This is a genomic window from Streptomyces sp. NPDC026394 (assembly GCF_055567735.1).
Window position 1 is genome coordinate 215,866 of the sequence record NZ_JBVHPX010000007.1, and the last position, 13,947, is coordinate 229,812.

15 protein-coding genes are annotated in these 13,947 nt (G+C 69.2%); 8 read left to right on the forward strand and 7 right to left on the reverse strand.

All coding sequences use genetic code 11. From position 1 onward, the window contains the following. Window positions 1-57: 57 nt before the first annotated feature. Window positions 58-1,539 carry a glycosyltransferase family 87 protein gene (locus ACZ4QV_RS19085; protein WP_361153074.1) on the forward strand — a complete coding sequence of 494 codons (1,482 nt, stop codon included), beginning with the start codon at window positions 58-60 and terminating at the stop codon, window positions 1,537-1,539. 93 nt (window positions 1,540-1,632) lie between these two features. Here ACZ4QV_RS19085 and ACZ4QV_RS19090 read toward each other — a convergent pair whose 3' ends face one another. The 3 genes from ACZ4QV_RS19090 to ACZ4QV_RS19100 all read right to left on the reverse strand — a co-directional run bounded on the left by ACZ4QV_RS19090 (window position 1,633) and on the right by ACZ4QV_RS19100 (window position 4,276). Beyond that, window positions 1,633-2,664: an alanine racemase gene (locus ACZ4QV_RS19090; protein WP_361153071.1), complete on the reverse strand. Its 1,032-nt coding sequence runs from the start codon at window positions 2,662-2,664 to the stop codon at window positions 1,633-1,635. A gap of 57 nt (window positions 2,665-2,721) precedes the next feature. Next, complete coding sequence (locus tag ACZ4QV_RS19095) at window positions 2,722-3,840, reverse strand: lipid II:glycine glycyltransferase FemX (protein WP_361580810.1); 1,119 nt, start codon at window positions 3,838-3,840, stop codon at window positions 2,722-2,724. Between the two features lie 118 nt (window positions 3,841-3,958). After that, complete coding sequence (locus ACZ4QV_RS19100; RefSeq protein WP_467763142.1) at window positions 3,959-4,276, reverse strand: hypothetical protein; 318 nt, start codon at window positions 4,274-4,276, stop codon at window positions 3,959-3,961. Window positions 4,277-4,506: 230 nt separating this feature from the next. Between ACZ4QV_RS19100 and rpsF the strand changes: the two genes are divergently transcribed. The 4 genes from rpsF (at window position 4,507) to rplI (ending at window position 6,270) form a co-directional block, all read left to right on the forward strand. Continuing rightward, complete coding sequence (gene rpsF, locus ACZ4QV_RS19105; RefSeq protein ID WP_003978891.1) at window positions 4,507-4,797, forward strand: 30S ribosomal protein S6; 291 nt, start codon at window positions 4,507-4,509, stop codon at window positions 4,795-4,797. A gap of 77 nt (window positions 4,798-4,874) precedes the next feature. Then, window positions 4,875-5,462, forward strand: a complete 588-nt coding sequence (locus ACZ4QV_RS19110) for a single-stranded DNA-binding protein (RefSeq protein ID WP_361153065.1) — start codon at window positions 4,875-4,877, stop codon at window positions 5,460-5,462. 106 nt (window positions 5,463-5,568) lie between these two features. Continuing rightward, a complete protein-coding gene (gene rpsR, locus ACZ4QV_RS19115) occupies window positions 5,569-5,805 on the forward strand; it encodes a 30S ribosomal protein S18 (RefSeq protein WP_003978893.1) in 237 nt (78 codons plus the stop codon). A gap of 18 nt (window positions 5,806-5,823) precedes the next feature. Next, window positions 5,824-6,270, forward strand: a complete 447-nt coding sequence (gene rplI, locus ACZ4QV_RS19120; RefSeq protein ID WP_030017088.1) for a 50S ribosomal protein L9 — start codon at window positions 5,824-5,826, stop codon at window positions 6,268-6,270. A gap of 94 nt (window positions 6,271-6,364) precedes the next feature. On the opposite strand, the gene ACZ4QV_RS19125 is transcribed toward rplI, so the two are convergent. Further along, on the reverse strand, window positions 6,365-7,243 hold the full coding sequence (locus ACZ4QV_RS19125; protein WP_361153061.1) for a trypsin-like serine peptidase: 879 nt from the start codon (window positions 7,241-7,243) through the stop codon (window positions 6,365-6,367). A gap of 39 nt (window positions 7,244-7,282) precedes the next feature. Next, window positions 7,283-8,620, reverse strand: a complete 1,338-nt coding sequence (locus ACZ4QV_RS19130; RefSeq protein WP_361153058.1) for an MATE family efflux transporter — start codon at window positions 8,618-8,620, stop codon at window positions 7,283-7,285. 465 nt (window positions 8,621-9,085) lie between these two features. Here ACZ4QV_RS19130 and dnaB point away from each other — a divergent pair, with 465 nt between their 5' ends. Next, the gene (dnaB, locus tag ACZ4QV_RS19135) at window positions 9,086-10,561 is read left to right on the forward strand and encodes a replicative DNA helicase (protein WP_031007727.1); all 1,476 of its coding nucleotides are present in this window, start codon (window positions 9,086-9,088) and stop codon (window positions 10,559-10,561) included. Between the two features lie 84 nt (window positions 10,562-10,645). Here the strand turns inward: dnaB and ACZ4QV_RS19140 are convergent, their stop codons facing one another. After that, the gene (locus tag ACZ4QV_RS19140; RefSeq protein ID WP_467763143.1) at window positions 10,646-11,758 is read right to left on the reverse strand and encodes an FAD-dependent oxidoreductase; all 1,113 of its coding nucleotides are present in this window, start codon (window positions 11,756-11,758) and stop codon (window positions 10,646-10,648) included. Between the two features lie 88 nt (window positions 11,759-11,846). Next, entirely contained in the window at window positions 11,847-12,740 is an 894-nt protein-coding gene (locus ACZ4QV_RS19145) for an NADP-dependent oxidoreductase (RefSeq protein WP_361580796.1), read from the reverse strand. Between the two features lie 69 nt (window positions 12,741-12,809). Here ACZ4QV_RS19145 and ACZ4QV_RS19150 point away from each other — a divergent pair, with 69 nt between their 5' ends. Continuing rightward, entirely contained in the window at window positions 12,810-13,388 is a 579-nt protein-coding gene (locus ACZ4QV_RS19150) for a TetR/AcrR family transcriptional regulator (RefSeq protein WP_361153048.1), read from the forward strand. Between the two features lie 110 nt (window positions 13,389-13,498). Then, window positions 13,499-13,945: a YunG family protein gene (locus tag ACZ4QV_RS19155; RefSeq protein ID WP_361580793.1), complete on the forward strand. Its 447-nt coding sequence runs from the start codon at window positions 13,499-13,501 to the stop codon at window positions 13,943-13,945. The last annotated feature ends 2 nt before the right edge of the window (window positions 13,946-13,947 follow it).

Consider the following 13,947-nt stretch of genomic DNA (forward strand, 5'->3'; position numbering starts at 1 on the left):
CATACGGGCCGGGGGCTTCTCCGCGTTCGGGCCAGGGTCGTACGGCAGGATGGGCGCATGACGAGCGTGCGACAGGACGAGCCGGTACGGCCGACGCGACGGGACGAGGTGGCGGCGGCCGGCAGCGAGCTGGTCGGTGGCCTTGCCGGGCGGCGCGCGGTCTTCGGCACGGGCTGGTGGAACCCGGTACGCGTCATCGCGCTCGTCATGATCGGGATGTTCGCGCTCGGCATGGTGCAGAAGCTGCCGTGCTACGAGAGCGGGTGGTTCTTCGGCGCCACCAGTCAGTACACCCACGCCTGCTACTCCGACATCCCCCACCTGTACGCGGGACGCGGCTTCGCCGACGGTCTGATTCCGTACTTCGACAGGCTGCCCGGCGAAATGGAGTACCTCGAATACCCGGTACTGACCGGCGTGTTCATGGAGGTCGCTTCCTGGTTGACCCCGCACGGCGGCTCCATGCAAGAGCGCGAACAGATCTACTGGCTGGTCAACGCCGGCCTGCTGATGGCCTGTGCCGCGGCGCTCGCCGTCTGCGTGGCACGCACCCATCGCCGACGCCCCTGGGACGGCCTCCTGGTCGCCCTCGCTCCCGCCCTCGCGCTCACGGCCACCATCAACTGGGACCTCCTGGCCGTCGCGCTGACCGCTGCCGGAATGCTGATGTGGTCGCGTAGCCGAACCCTCGCAGCAGGCGTGTTCATCGGGCTCGCGACCGCCGCGAAGCTGTACCCGGTGCTGCTGCTCGGCCCGCTGCTCGTCCTGTGCTGGCGGGCCGGGCAGTGGCGTTCCTACGGCAAGGCCGTCGCCGGAGCCGCGGCCGCGTGGCTGGTCGTCAACGTGCCGGTGATGATCACGCACGACGGGTCCGGATTCCACATCCGGGAGGGCTGGGCGAAGTTCTACACCTTCAGCCAGGAGCGGCCCATCGACTTCGGATCGATCTGGCTGCTCATCTCCCAGCGCACCGGCAATCCGCTGGAGGACGCGAACACCTACGCGACGCTGCTGATGATCCTGGGGTGCGGCGCTCTGGCGCTGCTCACCTTCCACGCACCGCGCCGACCGCGGTTCGCGCAGCTCGCCTTCCTGGTCGTCGCGCTGTTCATCCTCACCAACAAGGTCTACTCACCGCAGTACGTGCTGTGGCTGATCCCGCTCGCCGCGCTGGCACGGCCGCGCTGGCGTGACTTCCTGGTGTGGCAGGCGTGCGAGGTCATGTACTTCCTCGGCATCTGGCTGTACCTGGCCTACACGGGCAACGGTGACAAGCACCAGGGACTGCCGCTGGAGGGCTACCAGCTGGCCATGGCACTGCATCTGCTGGGGACGTTGTACCTGTGTGCCGTGGTGGTACGCGACGTGTTGCTGCCGGAGCGGGACGTCGTACGCAAGGACGGTGACGACGACCCGTCGGGCGGCGTGCTGGACCAAGCACCGGACGTCTTCGTGCTCGGCCGGGCACAGCACCTGCCACGGCACGCCGTGCAGTTCGAGGGAACGCCGCAGGTGCGCTGGGGTGCGGCCCGGAAGTAACCGGGCCGGTAGCGGCGCGTACGGAACAGGCACGGGGCCGCAGAGCAGATCTGCGGCCCCGGGCCTGTGCTGTTCCGTGCGAGCGACCGCTGCTCAGCGGTCCACGATGCGGTCGTACTGCGTCGTGGTGTGCCGCAGATGCGCCACCAGTTCCTCACCGACGTGGGGCTCGGGGGCGTCGCCCGGCACGAAGAGGATGGAGACCTGCATGTGCGGGGGCTCCGCGAACCACCGCTGCTTGCCCCCCCACACGTACGGCGAGAGGTTGCGGTTGACGGTCGCCAGGCCCGCCCGCGCCACGCCCTTGGCGCGGGGCATCACACCGTGCAGCGCCTTGGGCGACTCCAGGCCCACGCCGTGCGACGTACCGCCGGCCACCACGACCAGGTAACCGTCCGACGCGGCCTTCTGCTGGCGGTAACCGAAGCGGTCGCCCTTGCCGACCCGGGTGACGTCCAGGACCGAGCCGCGGTACTGGGTGGCCTCGTGGTCCCCGAGCCACAGCCGGGTTCCGATCCGCGCGCGGAAGCGCGTCTGCGGGAACTGCTGCTGGAGACGGTGGAGTTCATCGGCCTTGAGGTGACTGACGAACATCGTGTGCAGCGGCAGGTGGGCGGCCCGCAGCCGGTCCATCCAGCCGATGACCTCCTCCACCGCGTCGGAGCCGTCGGTACGGTCCAGCGGCAGGTGGATGGCGAAGCCTTCCAGCCGTACGTCCTCTATGGCCGAGGCCAGCTTCGGCAGGTCCTCGGGCAGCACGCCGTGGCGCTTCATGCTGCTCATGACCTCGATGACCACCCGGGCGCCCACCAGACCGCCCACACCCTCGACCGAGGAGACCGAACGGATGGCTCGGTCCGGCAGCGGAACCGGTTCCTCACCGTGCCGGAAGGGGGTCAGTACGAGCAGGTCACCGCTGAAGTAGTCCTTCATGCGAGCCGCTTCGTACGTCGTCCCCACGGCCAGGAGGTCGGCACCGAGCCGGGTCGTCTCCTCGGCGAGGCGCTCGTGGCCGAAGCCGTAGCCGTTGCCTTTGCAGACCGGGACGAGCCCCGGGAACTGCTGCAGAACGCTCTGCTGGTGTGCCCGCCAGCGCGCGGTGTCGACGTAGAGGGTGAGCGCCATGGCCGGGCCCGGAACCTTTCTCGTGGCTGCGATGCGGTCGAACAGGGAGTGTGACGGTCAGCGACGCGACATGTAGATGTCGAGCGCCTTGTGCAGGAGCTTGTTGAGCGGGAAGTCCCACTCGCCCAGGTACTCGGCTGCCTGCCCACCCGTGCCCACCTTGAACTGGATGAGGCCGAAAAGGGGGTCGTTCTCGTCGAGCGAGTCGCTGATGCCGCGCAGGTCGTAGACGGTGGCGCCGAGCGCGTAGGCGTCGCGCAGCATCCGCCACTGCATGGCGTTGGACGGCCGGACCTCACGGCCGATGTTGTCCGAGGCACCGTAGGAGTACCAGACGTGGCCGCCGACGACCAGCATCGTCGCGGCGGAGAGGTTCACGCCGTTGTGCCGGGCGAAGTACAGCCGCATGCGGTTGGGGTCCTCGGTGTTGAGGGCTGCCCACATCCGCTGGAAGTAGCCGAGCGGCCGCGGCCGGAAGTGGTCGCGCACCGCGGTGATCTCGTACAGGCGCTGCCACTCGGCGAGATCCTCGTAGCGGCCCTGGACGACCTCGACGCCGGCCTTCTCGGCCTTCTTGATGTTGCGGCGCCACAGCTGGTTGAAGCCCTTGTGGACATCCTCCAGCGAACGGTTCTCCAGCGGCACCTGGAAGACGTACCGGGGCTGGACGTCACCGAAGCCGGCTCCGCCGTCCTCACCCTGCTGCCAGCCCATCCGGCGCAGCTTGTCGGACACCTCGAAGGCACGCGGCTCGATGTGGGTGGGCTCGACGTCACGCAGGCGCTTGACGTCCGGGTCCTGGATCCCGGACTTGATCGCGCCGGAGTCCCAGCGCCGGATGATCACCGGCGGGCCCATCTTCACCGAGAAGGCGCCCTGCTGCTTCAGGTGCGCCAGCATCGGCTTGAGCCAGTCCTCCAGGTTCGGCGCGAACCAGTTGATGACCGGCCCCTCGGGCAGGTACGCGAGGTACCGCTTGATCTTGGGCAGCTGGCGGTAGAGCACCAGGCCCGCGCCGACCAGCTGACCGGTCTTGTCGAACCAGCCCAGGTTCTCCGAGCGCCATTCGGACTTCACATCGGCCCAGGCCGGCACCTGCATGTGGCTCGCCGAAGGCAGGCTCTGGATGTACGCCAGATGCTGCTCTCGGCTGATGGTCCTCAGGGTCAGGCTCATGCGGGGCGCTCCTCGGCAGGTTTGTCCCCAGGGTCGGGGCTCCGGCTCTCGCGCCGAAGCCTACTGTGACTAGGGAGCGCCCCGTTTGGGCGTAGGGGGGTGGAGCCCCGCCGCCCGGCTAGCCGAGCAGCCCGCCGAAGAGGCCTCCGTGCGCCATGCCGAGGAAGAAGCCGACCGCCGCGGCGCCGAGGCCGATGATCAGCAGGAAGCGCTCGCCGGTGGTGGCGGAGATGAACTGACCCCACGCGCCGGTACCGATGCCGATCAGCCCCGTCCAGGAACTCAGCAGGTGAAGGTGGTGGAAGTGGGCGGTGGCGAAGGCGATCGCGCCGAACACCAGCGTCACGGCGACGAGGGTGTTCTCGACGGGATGGGCCTTGCCGTCGCTGTTCAGAAAAGAGAGGAGGCCGTGCTGCGGCCGGACTGCCTGTGCCATGCGGCACCTCCGAAGACAGGGCGGCGAACTGTAACGCCGCTCACACCCGTTGTGTTCCAGATTGGGGGGATCAGCGGCCGGATTTCAACCGGAAGCCCGCGGGCGGGTACTCTGTACAGTCTGCGCCCACGTCTGCCCAGGTCTCCTGGCCGGGCCGGGTGCGGAACGCATCATGACCCTCCTGCCACGGAACGACCGTGGCCGCTGAGTCCAAAGGAGGTGGGTTCTACATGCGTCACTACGAGGTGATGGTCATCCTCGACCCCGATCTCGAGGAGCGCGCTGTCTCCCCGCTGATCGAGAACTTCCTCTCCGTCGTCCGTGAGGGCAACGGAAAGGTCGAGAAGGTCGACACCTGGGGCCGTCGTCGTCTCTCGTACGAGATCAACAAGAAGCCCGAGGGCATCTACTCGGTCATCGACCTGCAGGCCGAGCCTGCGGTCGTCAAGGAACTCGACCGTCAGATGAACCTGAACGAGTCGGTCCTCCGGACCAAGGTCCTCCGTCCCGAGACCCACTGACGCATCAGCGTCAGCGGTAACCGGGTTCGAGTAGCAACACCAGCAGCCAGCAGCACACCCGCCGAGAGGTTCCCCTAATGGCAGGCGAGACCGTCATCACGGTCGTCGGCAATCTTGTCGACGACCCCGAGCTGCGCTTCACCCCGTCCGGTGCGGCGGTCGCGAAGTTCCGCGTCGCGTCCACCCCCCGCACCTTCGACCGTCAGACCAATGAGTGGAAGGACGGCGAGAGCCTGTTCCTGACCTGCTCGGTGTGGCGTCAGGCGGCGGAGAACGTCGCCGAGTCCCTTACGCGGGGCACCCGCGTGATCGTGCAGGGCCGCCTGAAGCAGCGGTCGTACGAGGACCGCGAGGGCGTCAAGCGCACGGTCTACGAGCTCGACGTCGACGAGGTCGGCGCCAGCTTGCGCAATGCCACGGCCAAGGTCACCAAGACCTCGGGCCGCGGTGGCCAGGGCGGCGGCTTCGGCGGCGGTCCGCAGGGCGGTGGCCAGGGTGGCGGCGGCTGGGGCGGCGGCCCCGGCGGTGGCCAGCAGGGCGGCGGCGGTGCTCCCGCCGACGACCCGTGGGCGACCGGTGCTCCTGCCGGCGGCGGCCAGCAGGGTGGCGGCGGTGGCTGGGGCGGCGGCTCCGGCGGCGGCTACTCGGACGAGCCGCCCTTCTAGGTCCGACATCCGGCACGTACACGCGCTGTTTCACGTGAAACAGCGCGAGACGGCCGGGGGCCTGAGGGCGTCAGCACAAACTTCTTGAACTCACTGGAGAGAGACAATGGCGAAGCCGCCTGCTCGCAAGCCTAAGAAGAAGGTTTGCGTGTTCTGCAAGGAGAAGATCTCCTACGTCGACTACAAGGACACGAACCTGCTGCGGAAGTTCATCTCCGACCGCGGCAAGATCCGTGCCCGCCGGGTGACCGGCAACTGCACCCAGCACCAGCGTGACGTCGCCACGGCCGTGAAGAACAGCCGTGAGATGGCGCTGCTGCCCTACACCTCCACTGCGCGATAAGGGAAGGGTGACCGACACATGAAGATCATCCTCACCCACGAGGTCTCCGGCCTCGGCACCGCCGGCGACGTCGTCGACGTCCGCGACGGTTACGCCCGTAACTACCTGGTCCCGCGCGGTTTCGCGATCCGCTGGACCAAGGGTGGCGAGAAGGACGTCGAGCAGATCCGCCGCGGTCGCAAGATCCGCGAGATCGCCTCGGTCGAGCAGGCCAACGAGATCAAGGGCCAGCTCGAGGGCGTCAAGGTGAAGCTGGCCGTGCGTGCCGGCGACGCCGGCCGCCTGTTCGGCTCCGTCACCCCGGCCGACGTCGCCTCGGCGATCAAGGCTGCGGGCGGCCCCGACGTGGACAAGCGCCGCGTCGAGCTCGGCTCGCCGATCAAGACCCTGGGCGCGCACCAGGTGTCCGTACGCCTGCACAGCGACGTCGTCGCGAAGCTGGGCGTCGAGGTCGTCGCCGCCTGATAGCAGCGACACCGCAGCACGCGTGAGGGCCGCACTCCGGTAACGGGGTGCGGCCCTCACGCATGCGCACGGGGCTGCTGAGAGTCGCCGGCTCTCAGCCTTCGTCCTCTTCCTGGGCCCGCTCGTACAGATCGGCGACAGCGTCACCGAAGTACGCGGCGTAGGAGATGTCGTCCTCGTCGCCGCCGCCTTGGTGCCCGCCCAGGACGCCGATCACCGTGCCGGTGTGGCTCTTCGGGTCGTAGTCGGCGAGCCAGGGGCTGCCGCTCGTGCCGCCCGCGAAGTCGGTGCACCGGACGCGCATCTGTGTGTCGCTGAACTTCGTGGCGCGGTTGTGGCAGGAGATCGGTGTCTCACTGCTGGTGGGGTAGCCGGTGATCTTGACGTCATTGTCGAAGCCGGGGTCGATGCCGAGGGTGTTGCCGCCCAGCACGTCTTGGATCTGCTTGCCGTCCTTGCTGCCGAGGACGAGGAAGGCGACGTCCATGTCCTCGTCCTGGGACTTGGCCCAGCGTTCGTCGACGACGACCTTCTCGACCTTCCACAGGCCGGTCGGCTCCTTGCCGTCGCGGTAGTCGGGTGCGAAGACGAGGTCGTTGACGGGTTCGCCGGTCTCGACGTCGAAAGCGCAGTGCGCCGCGGTGATCAGCATGTTTCGGCCGGGACTCTGCACGACGCTGGCGGTGCAGAAGTGGTCGCCGGAGTCGTCCTTCTCGAAGAGGGCCCCCACGCGGGCGTTCTGCTCGGTACTGCGCGGGGTGTACGCGCTGCCGTCGTCGGCGGGCGCGGTGGCGGCAGGGTCCTGGTCCTGGGGGTCCTGGCGGGCCTCTCCCGACTTCCCGTGACCGCTTCTGAGCGTGCCGTTGCCACGGCTGCTGGTGTCGGCTTCCTGGGAGGCGTAGCCCACTATGGCGCCTGCCCCGACGACAGTCAGCGTCAGGGGCAGGACGATCTTCCTGGCAAGCGGGCGCACAGGGTCATTATCAGCACGGGGCCATTGTTTCGGGTGGCTTCAACGCGAGGCTCCGGTCACAATCCAGCGGCCCGACCGGGTGCGTGCCCACAATGTCAGCATCCGCACGGTCATCATCAGGGTCATGGCCCACCACAGCGCGGTCAGGCCGCCACCGATGACCGGCACCAGCAGTGCGGCCGGCGCGAAGAGGGCCAGCGTCACCAGCATCGCCCAGGCCAGGTAGGGACCGTCACCGGCGCCCATCAGCACGCCGTCGAGAACGAAGACGATGCCGGCGACCGGTTGGGTGAGGGCGACGACCAGGAGCGCGGGCAGCAGCGCGTCCTTCACGGCCTGGTCGTCGGTGAACAGTGGCATGAACAGCGGCCGCGAGAGGACGACGAGCAGCCCGAGCACCACGCCGGAGGCGAGGCCCCACTGCACCATGCGGCGGCAGGCGGCCTTGGCGCCCGTCACGTCGTCGGCTCCCAGGTAGCGGCCGATGATCGCTTGGCCGGCGATGGCGATGGCGTCCAGGGCGAAGGCCAGCAGGGACCACAGGGTGATGACGATCTGGTGGGCGGCCACCTCGGCGTCCCCGAGGCGGGCGGCCACGGCGGTCGCGATCATGAGGACGGCGCGCAGCGAGAGCGTACGAACGAGCAGCGGCACCCCGGCCTGGGCGCAGGCGCGGATCCCGGCCGCGTCCGGCCGGAGGGAGGCGCCGTGCCGACGGGCGCCCCGCACCACGACGACCAGGTAGACGGCGGCCATACCGCACTGGGCGATGACCGTCCCCCAGGCGGATCCGGCGATGCCGAGTCCGGCGCCGTAGACCAGTCCGATGTTCAGGGCCGCGTTGACGGAGAAGCCGCCGATGGCGACGTACAACGGTGTCCGGGTGTCCTGGAGGCCGCGCAGTACGCCGGTGGCCGCCAGCACCACGAGCATCGCCGGGATGCCGAGGGCGCTGATGCGCAGGTACGTGATGGCGTACGGGGCAGCGGTGGCCGAGGCACCGAAGATGTCGACGAGCCAGGGTGCGGTGGGCAGGACGGCGGCCAGTACGGCGGCGCCCAGCAGCAGGGCGAGCCAGATACCGTCCATACCCTGCCGGATGGCGGCCGAGCGGTCACCGGCGCCGACCCGCCGGGCGACGGCGGCGGTGGTGGCGTACGCGAGGAAGACGAAGACCGAGACCGCGGTCGTCAGCAGCGGGGCGGCGACGCCGAGCCCGGCGAGCTGCCGGGTGCCGAGGTGACCGATGACGGCGCTGTCGACCATGACGAAGAGCGGTTCCGCGACGAGCGCTCCGAAGGCGGGCAGGGCGAGCGAGATGATCTCGCGGTCGTGGCGGCGGTCGGTACGCCGCGGCGTCGCGGGAGCCTGTGTCATGCCGCCAATCTAATCTTCCACAGGTAAGTGGCACAACTGCTGAGCAATCATTACTTCGCAGCGCGTGGAGCGTTCTCCTCCACGCCGTTCGGCCCGATCATGAACAGGTTGCCGAAGTTTTTCTCCTGCACAGCCTATGGACGACAAAGTCGCAGGTCAGGTGGCCAGGGGTCGACTGATTGTGTGTTTGTCCACAGCGGTGTCCCCCGTGCCGTGCACAGGATCGGCGGACTTCTCCACAGGAACGGGGCCATCGTCCACATGGCCTGTGGATAACCAGATTGGCGGACGGTCCCGGCGGGCCTACCGTAGTCCGGCGCCTGGCCCCTGATCCGGCCTGAGAACCCATCCGAACTCGACGCGCCGTAACCGGAGCCGGGCGTCTCGATTTGTCAGTGCTGTGCCGTAAGAAAGAGGGGCACAGCAAGGTCCGCGCCGCGGACGGGAGGAGGTGCCGGGGTGAGCATGCCCGAGCCCGTGGAAGACCCCTGGGCTGACGCCGGCCCCAGTGACCGGCTGCCCGCCGCGCGCTCCCGTCGAGGCGAGGGCAAGGGCCGGGGCCGCGACGACCGCCGCGACCGCGGTGGCGACGAGGAGGGTGGCTGGTCCTCCGGCGGCTTCGAGCGCGTACCGCCCCAGGACCTGGACGCCGAGCAGTCCGTGCTCGGCGGCATGCTGCTGTCCAAGGACGCCATCGCGGACGTCGTCGAGGTGCTCAAGGGCCACGACTTCTACCGGCCGGCCCACGAGCTGATCTACCAGGCGATCCTCGACCTGTACGCCAAGGGCGAGCCGGCCGACCCGATCACCATCGCGGCCGAGCTGACCAAGCGTGGCGAGATCGCCCGGGTGGGCGGCGCGTCGTATCTGCACACCCTGGTCCAGTCCGTGCCGACGGCGGCCAACGCCGAGTACTACGCCGAGATCGTCCATGAACGGGCGGTCCTGCGGCGGCTCGTCGAGGCCGGCACCCGCATCACCCAGATGGGATACGCGGCCGACGGCGACGTCGACGAGATCGTCAACAGTGCCCAGGCGGAGATCTACGCCGTCACCGAGCAGCGCACCAGCGAGGACTACCTGCCGCTCGGCGACATCATGGAGGGCGCCCTCGACGAGATCGAGGCGATCGGCTCCCGCCAGGGCCAGATGACCGGCGTACCCACCGGCTTCACCGACCTGGACTCCCTCACCAACGGCCTGCACCCCGGCCAGATGATCGTCATCGCGGCCCGCCCCGCGATGGGTAAGTCCACCCTCGCGCTGGACTTCGCCCGGGCGTGCTCCATCAAGAGCAACCTGCCGAGCGTGATCTTCTCGCTCGAAATGGGCCGCAACGAGATCGCGATGCGTCTGCTGTCCGCCGAGGCGCGGGTGGCCCTGCACCACATGCGGTCCGGCTCGATGACGGACGAGGACTGGACCCGCCTGGCCCGGCGGATGCCGGACGTGTCGGCTGCGCCGCTCTACATCGACGACTCGCCGAACCTGTCGATGATGGAGATCCGCGCGAAGTGCCGCCGCCTCAAGCAGCGCAACGAGCTGAAGCTGGTGGTCATCGACTACCTCCAGCTGATGCAGTCCGGCGGATCCAAGCGCGCCGAGAGCCGTCAGCAGGAGGTCTCGGACATGTCCCGTAACCTCAAACTGCTGGCCAAGGAGCTGGAACTGCCGGTCATCGCGCTCTCGCAGCTGAACCGTGGCCCCGAGCAGCGTACGGACAAGAAACCGATGGTCTCCGACCTGCGTGAGTCCGGCTCCATCGAGCAGGACGCGGACATGGTCATCCTGCTGCACCGCGAGGACGCCTACGAGAAGGAGTCGCCCCGCGCCGGCGAGGCCGACCTGATCGTGGCCAAGCACCGTAACGGCCCGACGGCGACCATCACCGTGGCTTTCCAGGGGCACTACTCCCGTTTTGTGGACATGGCGCAGACCTGACGAGCGGTGTAGCGGCCTGCGGGCGGAGAACCGCAGATGAGGGGTGTCACCCGTTCGGGTGGCACCCCTGTGCTTTTCCCCTGCCTACCTGGTGAAGAAGCTGATGAACTCCTGGGGTGTGGGGTTGTGAGTGACCTCGGAGGCCGCGGCGGCCGTGGCGCTGCGGGGGAACAGGGCCTGCTCGTATGTGGTGAGGGCGGTCTCGATGGCGTCGGGGTGCGCGGCCAGGGCCGTGCCGAGTTCGGCGGCGTCCTGCATGGCCAGGTTGGCGCCCTCGCCGTCAGGGGGGCTGAGGTGGGCGGCGTCCCCGAGCAAGGTCACTCCCGGTATCCGGTCCCAGCGGTGCCCGACCGGCAGGGCGTGGAGGGGGCGCAGGACCGGTGCGGTGTCGATGCCGGTGATCAGGGCGGTGAGTTCCGGTGCCCAGCCGTCGTACTCCTGCGCGATCCGTGCGGCGGCCACTGCGGTATCGGTGAAGTCGACGGTGGTGAACCAGTCCTGGGGCTTGGCCAGTGTGATGTAGGTGCGCAGGGTGTCGTCCTTCTCCCGGTGTGCCACGAGCCATTTCCCGCGCTCGTCCGGGTCGACCGCCGCGAGCGTCCCGCCGCCGACCGCTTTCGCGGTGGCCGGGTGCCGGGTGTCGGCGTCGTGCAGACAGGTTTCGACGAAGGACCGGCCGACGTATTCGGGGGAGGCGTCGGAGAGCAGCGGCCGGACGCGTGACCAGGCGCCGTCCGCGCCGACCAGGAGGGCCGTGGTGACGGTGGAGCCGTCGGCGAAGGCCACCTCGTGACGCCCCTCACCGAGGGCGCGCACGCCGGCGGTCTTGTGGCCCCACATGACGGTGCCGGTGGGGAGCGCGTCGAGCAGGATCTGCCGCAAGTCGCCGCGCTGTACCTCGGGGCTCGTGCCGGTGCCGTCGTCGGCCTTGCTGAAGAGGACGGTCCCGTTCCGGTCGAGGAGCCGTGTCGCTTGGCGGCCCTCCAGAACGATGCCGCGAAACTCGTCCGTCAAGGCGGCTGCTTCGAGCGCGGGTTGGCCGCTGTGGGCGTGGATGTCGAGCAGCCCGCCCTGTGAACGCGCCGTCGGCGATGGCTCCGCCTCGTAGACCACGGCCGGGATGCCGTGTACGTGCAGGACGCGGGCCAGCACCAGGCCGCCGAGGCCGGCGCCGATGATCGTTACAGGAGTGTGCATGGGACTCCTTGCGTGTCGTACACCTGCCGGGCGGGCCCGGCAGGGTTTCTGAGAGGGAAGCGGATCGCCCGGCCGCGCGGGAAGCGGGTCAGACGACGATGACCCGGCGCCCGCGGGTGTGACCGGCCTGGCTGTCGCTGTGCGCCGCCGCGGCCTCGGCGAGCGTGTACGTCTTCTCGACCGGGATGTGGAGCTTGCCCCGCGCGATGAGGGCGGCGGCCTCGGCGAGCGCGTCCGGCACGCTTCCGGCCACGCCGGAGAAGCGGACGCCGAACTCCGGCGCGCCGAGGTCGGCGATGGAGATGACCTTCTGCGGGTCCCCGGTCAGTTCGACGAGTTCGCGGATCACGCCCGAACCGGCCAGGTCGAGGGCCGCGTCGACGCGGCCGAGCTGCCGCACCCGCTCGGTCCAGCCCTCGCCGTACGTGGTGGCGGTGGCGCCCAGGCTGCGCAGATAGTCCTGGTTCGCGGCCCCGGCCGTGCCGATCACGGTGATGCCGCGGTCGCGGGCGATCTGCAGCACTGCCGAACCGACGCCCCCGGACGCACCGCTGACCAGCAGCGTCTGCCCGGGCCGCACCCCGACCTGGCGGATGATGCGCAGCGCGGTCTCCATCACGGAGGGGTACCCGGCCGCCTCTTCGAACGTCAGGTGCTCGGGCATACGGGCCCAGGCCGACAGCACGGCGAACTCGGCGTAGGTGCTCGTGCCCTCGCCGAAGACGTGGTCGCCGGCCTGGACCCCTTCGACGCCCTCACCGACCTCGTCCACCACTCCGGAGGCGTCCAGCCCGACCCCCGCGGGCAGCTCGATCGGATTGGCCTTCTGGAACTGGCCCTCGCGGATCCGCCAGTCGACGGGGTTCACGCCCGCCGCCCGCACGGCGATACGTATCTGCCCGGGGCCCGCGTGGGGCTCCTCGGCGTCGATGAGGTGCAGGACGTCCGGGCCGCCGAATTCGGTGAAGCTCACTTTCTTCATGCCGGGACCGTAGCACTAACAGTTAGCGTTCCGGAACAGTTACAGTCTCGTACCTGATAGCATCAGGGCATGACGGAGCCGTCCGGACGCCGTGAGCGCAAGAAAGCAGCGACGCGCCAGAAGATCGCCGACGCCGCCCTGCGGCTCTTCCTGGAACGCGGGTACGACGAGGTGGGCATCCGTGACGTGGCCGCGGAGGCGGACGTGGCCGTCACCACGCTCTTCTCCCACTTCGCCTCGAAAGAGGCCCTGGTGTTCGAGCAGGACGAAGACTTCGAGCAACGCCTCGTCCAGGCGGTCACCGGCCGGGCGCCCCACGAGCCGCTCATCCCCGCGCTGCGCCGCGAGATCCAGGCCCTGGTGCGTCACTGCACGGCGGAGGCCGCCGCCCCGATCTGGCACATGATCGACGCATCGCCCGCCCTGCGGAAGTACGAGGAGTCGATGCGGCTGCGCCATGCGGAGTCGCTGGCGGCGATCATCGCCGCCGACCCCGGCCTGCCGCAGACCACGACGGCCGCCCGGACGATCGCGCGGTTCGTGATCGACGCCTATTCGCTCGCCCGTGAGGAGGCCGAACCGGAGGCCGCGGTGGACGAGATCTTCCGGATGATCGAGGCGGCCTGGGAGGTCGCCCGCTCCGCGTGACGGGCGTACGGAACTGTTCGTCCCGCCACGCAGGCCGGCTGACGCGGGCTGTCGGGCGTCCGCTGCGTTGTGCAACTCGCATCACGCCCGCGTTGTCAGTGGTGGCTGTGATGCTGCGCCACATGATTCCTCTGACGCTCACTGACATCACGCAGGCGGTCCGATCGAGCTGGGCTGCTGACACCTGTTCGGCCGACGATCTCGCCCGTAGTCCCTGGACCACTGAAAACCCGGCCTGGGGCCACTGCGACATCACGGCTCTCGTCGTGCACGACTTCTTCGGTGGTGAGCTCCTGGTCGGGGAGGTCCACCTAGACGGGGAACAGCACGGTTACCACTGGTGGAACCGGCTTTCCAGCGACATCGAGATCGACCTCACGCACGAGCAGTTCAAGCGTGGTCAGGTGGTGTCCGGCAGCCGGGCCGTTCAGCGGCCTGTGGGTCGGCCACCGCGCCGCGGTGACGAGTACGAGTTGCTGCGCGACCGGGTCTGGCGGACGCTCGGCCGAACGCCCGCACAGGTGAACGGGAGCGCGGCGCCGACGAACCGGCTTTGACC

Excerpts from the sequence above, each read along its gene's own strand:
- rpsR (WP_003978893.1), top strand. The coding sequence starts at position 5,569 with ATGGCGAAGCCGCCTGCTCGCAAGCCTAAGAAGAAGGTTTGCGTGTTC.
- ACZ4QV_RS19130 (WP_361153058.1), bottom strand. The coding sequence starts at position 8,620 with ATGACACAGGCTCCCGCGACGCCGCGGCGTACCGACCGCCGCCACGAC.
- dnaB (WP_031007727.1), top strand. The coding sequence starts at position 9,086 with ATGCCCGAGCCCGTGGAAGACCCCTGGGCTGACGCCGGCCCCAGTGAC.
- ACZ4QV_RS19140 (WP_467763143.1), bottom strand. The coding sequence starts at position 11,758 with ATGCACACTCCTGTAACGATCATCGGCGCCGGCCTCGGCGGCCTGGTG.
- ACZ4QV_RS19100 (WP_467763142.1), bottom strand. The coding sequence starts at position 4,276 with ATGGCACAGGCAGTCCGGCCGCAGCACGGCCTCCTCTCTTTTCTGAAC.
- ACZ4QV_RS19090 (WP_361153071.1), bottom strand. The coding sequence starts at position 2,664 with ATGGCGCTCACCCTCTACGTCGACACCGCGCGCTGGCGGGCACACCAG.
- ACZ4QV_RS19110 (WP_361153065.1), top strand. The coding sequence starts at position 4,875 with ATGGCAGGCGAGACCGTCATCACGGTCGTCGGCAATCTTGTCGACGAC.
- ACZ4QV_RS19155 (WP_361580793.1), top strand. The coding sequence starts at position 13,499 with ATGCTGCGCCACATGATTCCTCTGACGCTCACTGACATCACGCAGGCG.
- ACZ4QV_RS19095 (WP_361580810.1), bottom strand. The coding sequence starts at position 3,840 with ATGAGCCTGACCCTGAGGACCATCAGCCGAGAGCAGCATCTGGCGTAC.
- ACZ4QV_RS19150 (WP_361153048.1), top strand. The coding sequence starts at position 12,810 with ATGACGGAGCCGTCCGGACGCCGTGAGCGCAAGAAAGCAGCGACGCGC.
- ACZ4QV_RS19085 (WP_361153074.1), top strand. The coding sequence starts at position 58 with ATGACGAGCGTGCGACAGGACGAGCCGGTACGGCCGACGCGACGGGAC.
- ACZ4QV_RS19145 (WP_361580796.1), bottom strand. The coding sequence starts at position 12,740 with ATGAAGAAAGTGAGCTTCACCGAATTCGGCGGCCCGGACGTCCTGCAC.
- rpsF (WP_003978891.1), top strand. The coding sequence starts at position 4,507 with ATGCGTCACTACGAGGTGATGGTCATCCTCGACCCCGATCTCGAGGAG.
- rplI (WP_030017088.1), top strand. The coding sequence starts at position 5,824 with ATGAAGATCATCCTCACCCACGAGGTCTCCGGCCTCGGCACCGCCGGC.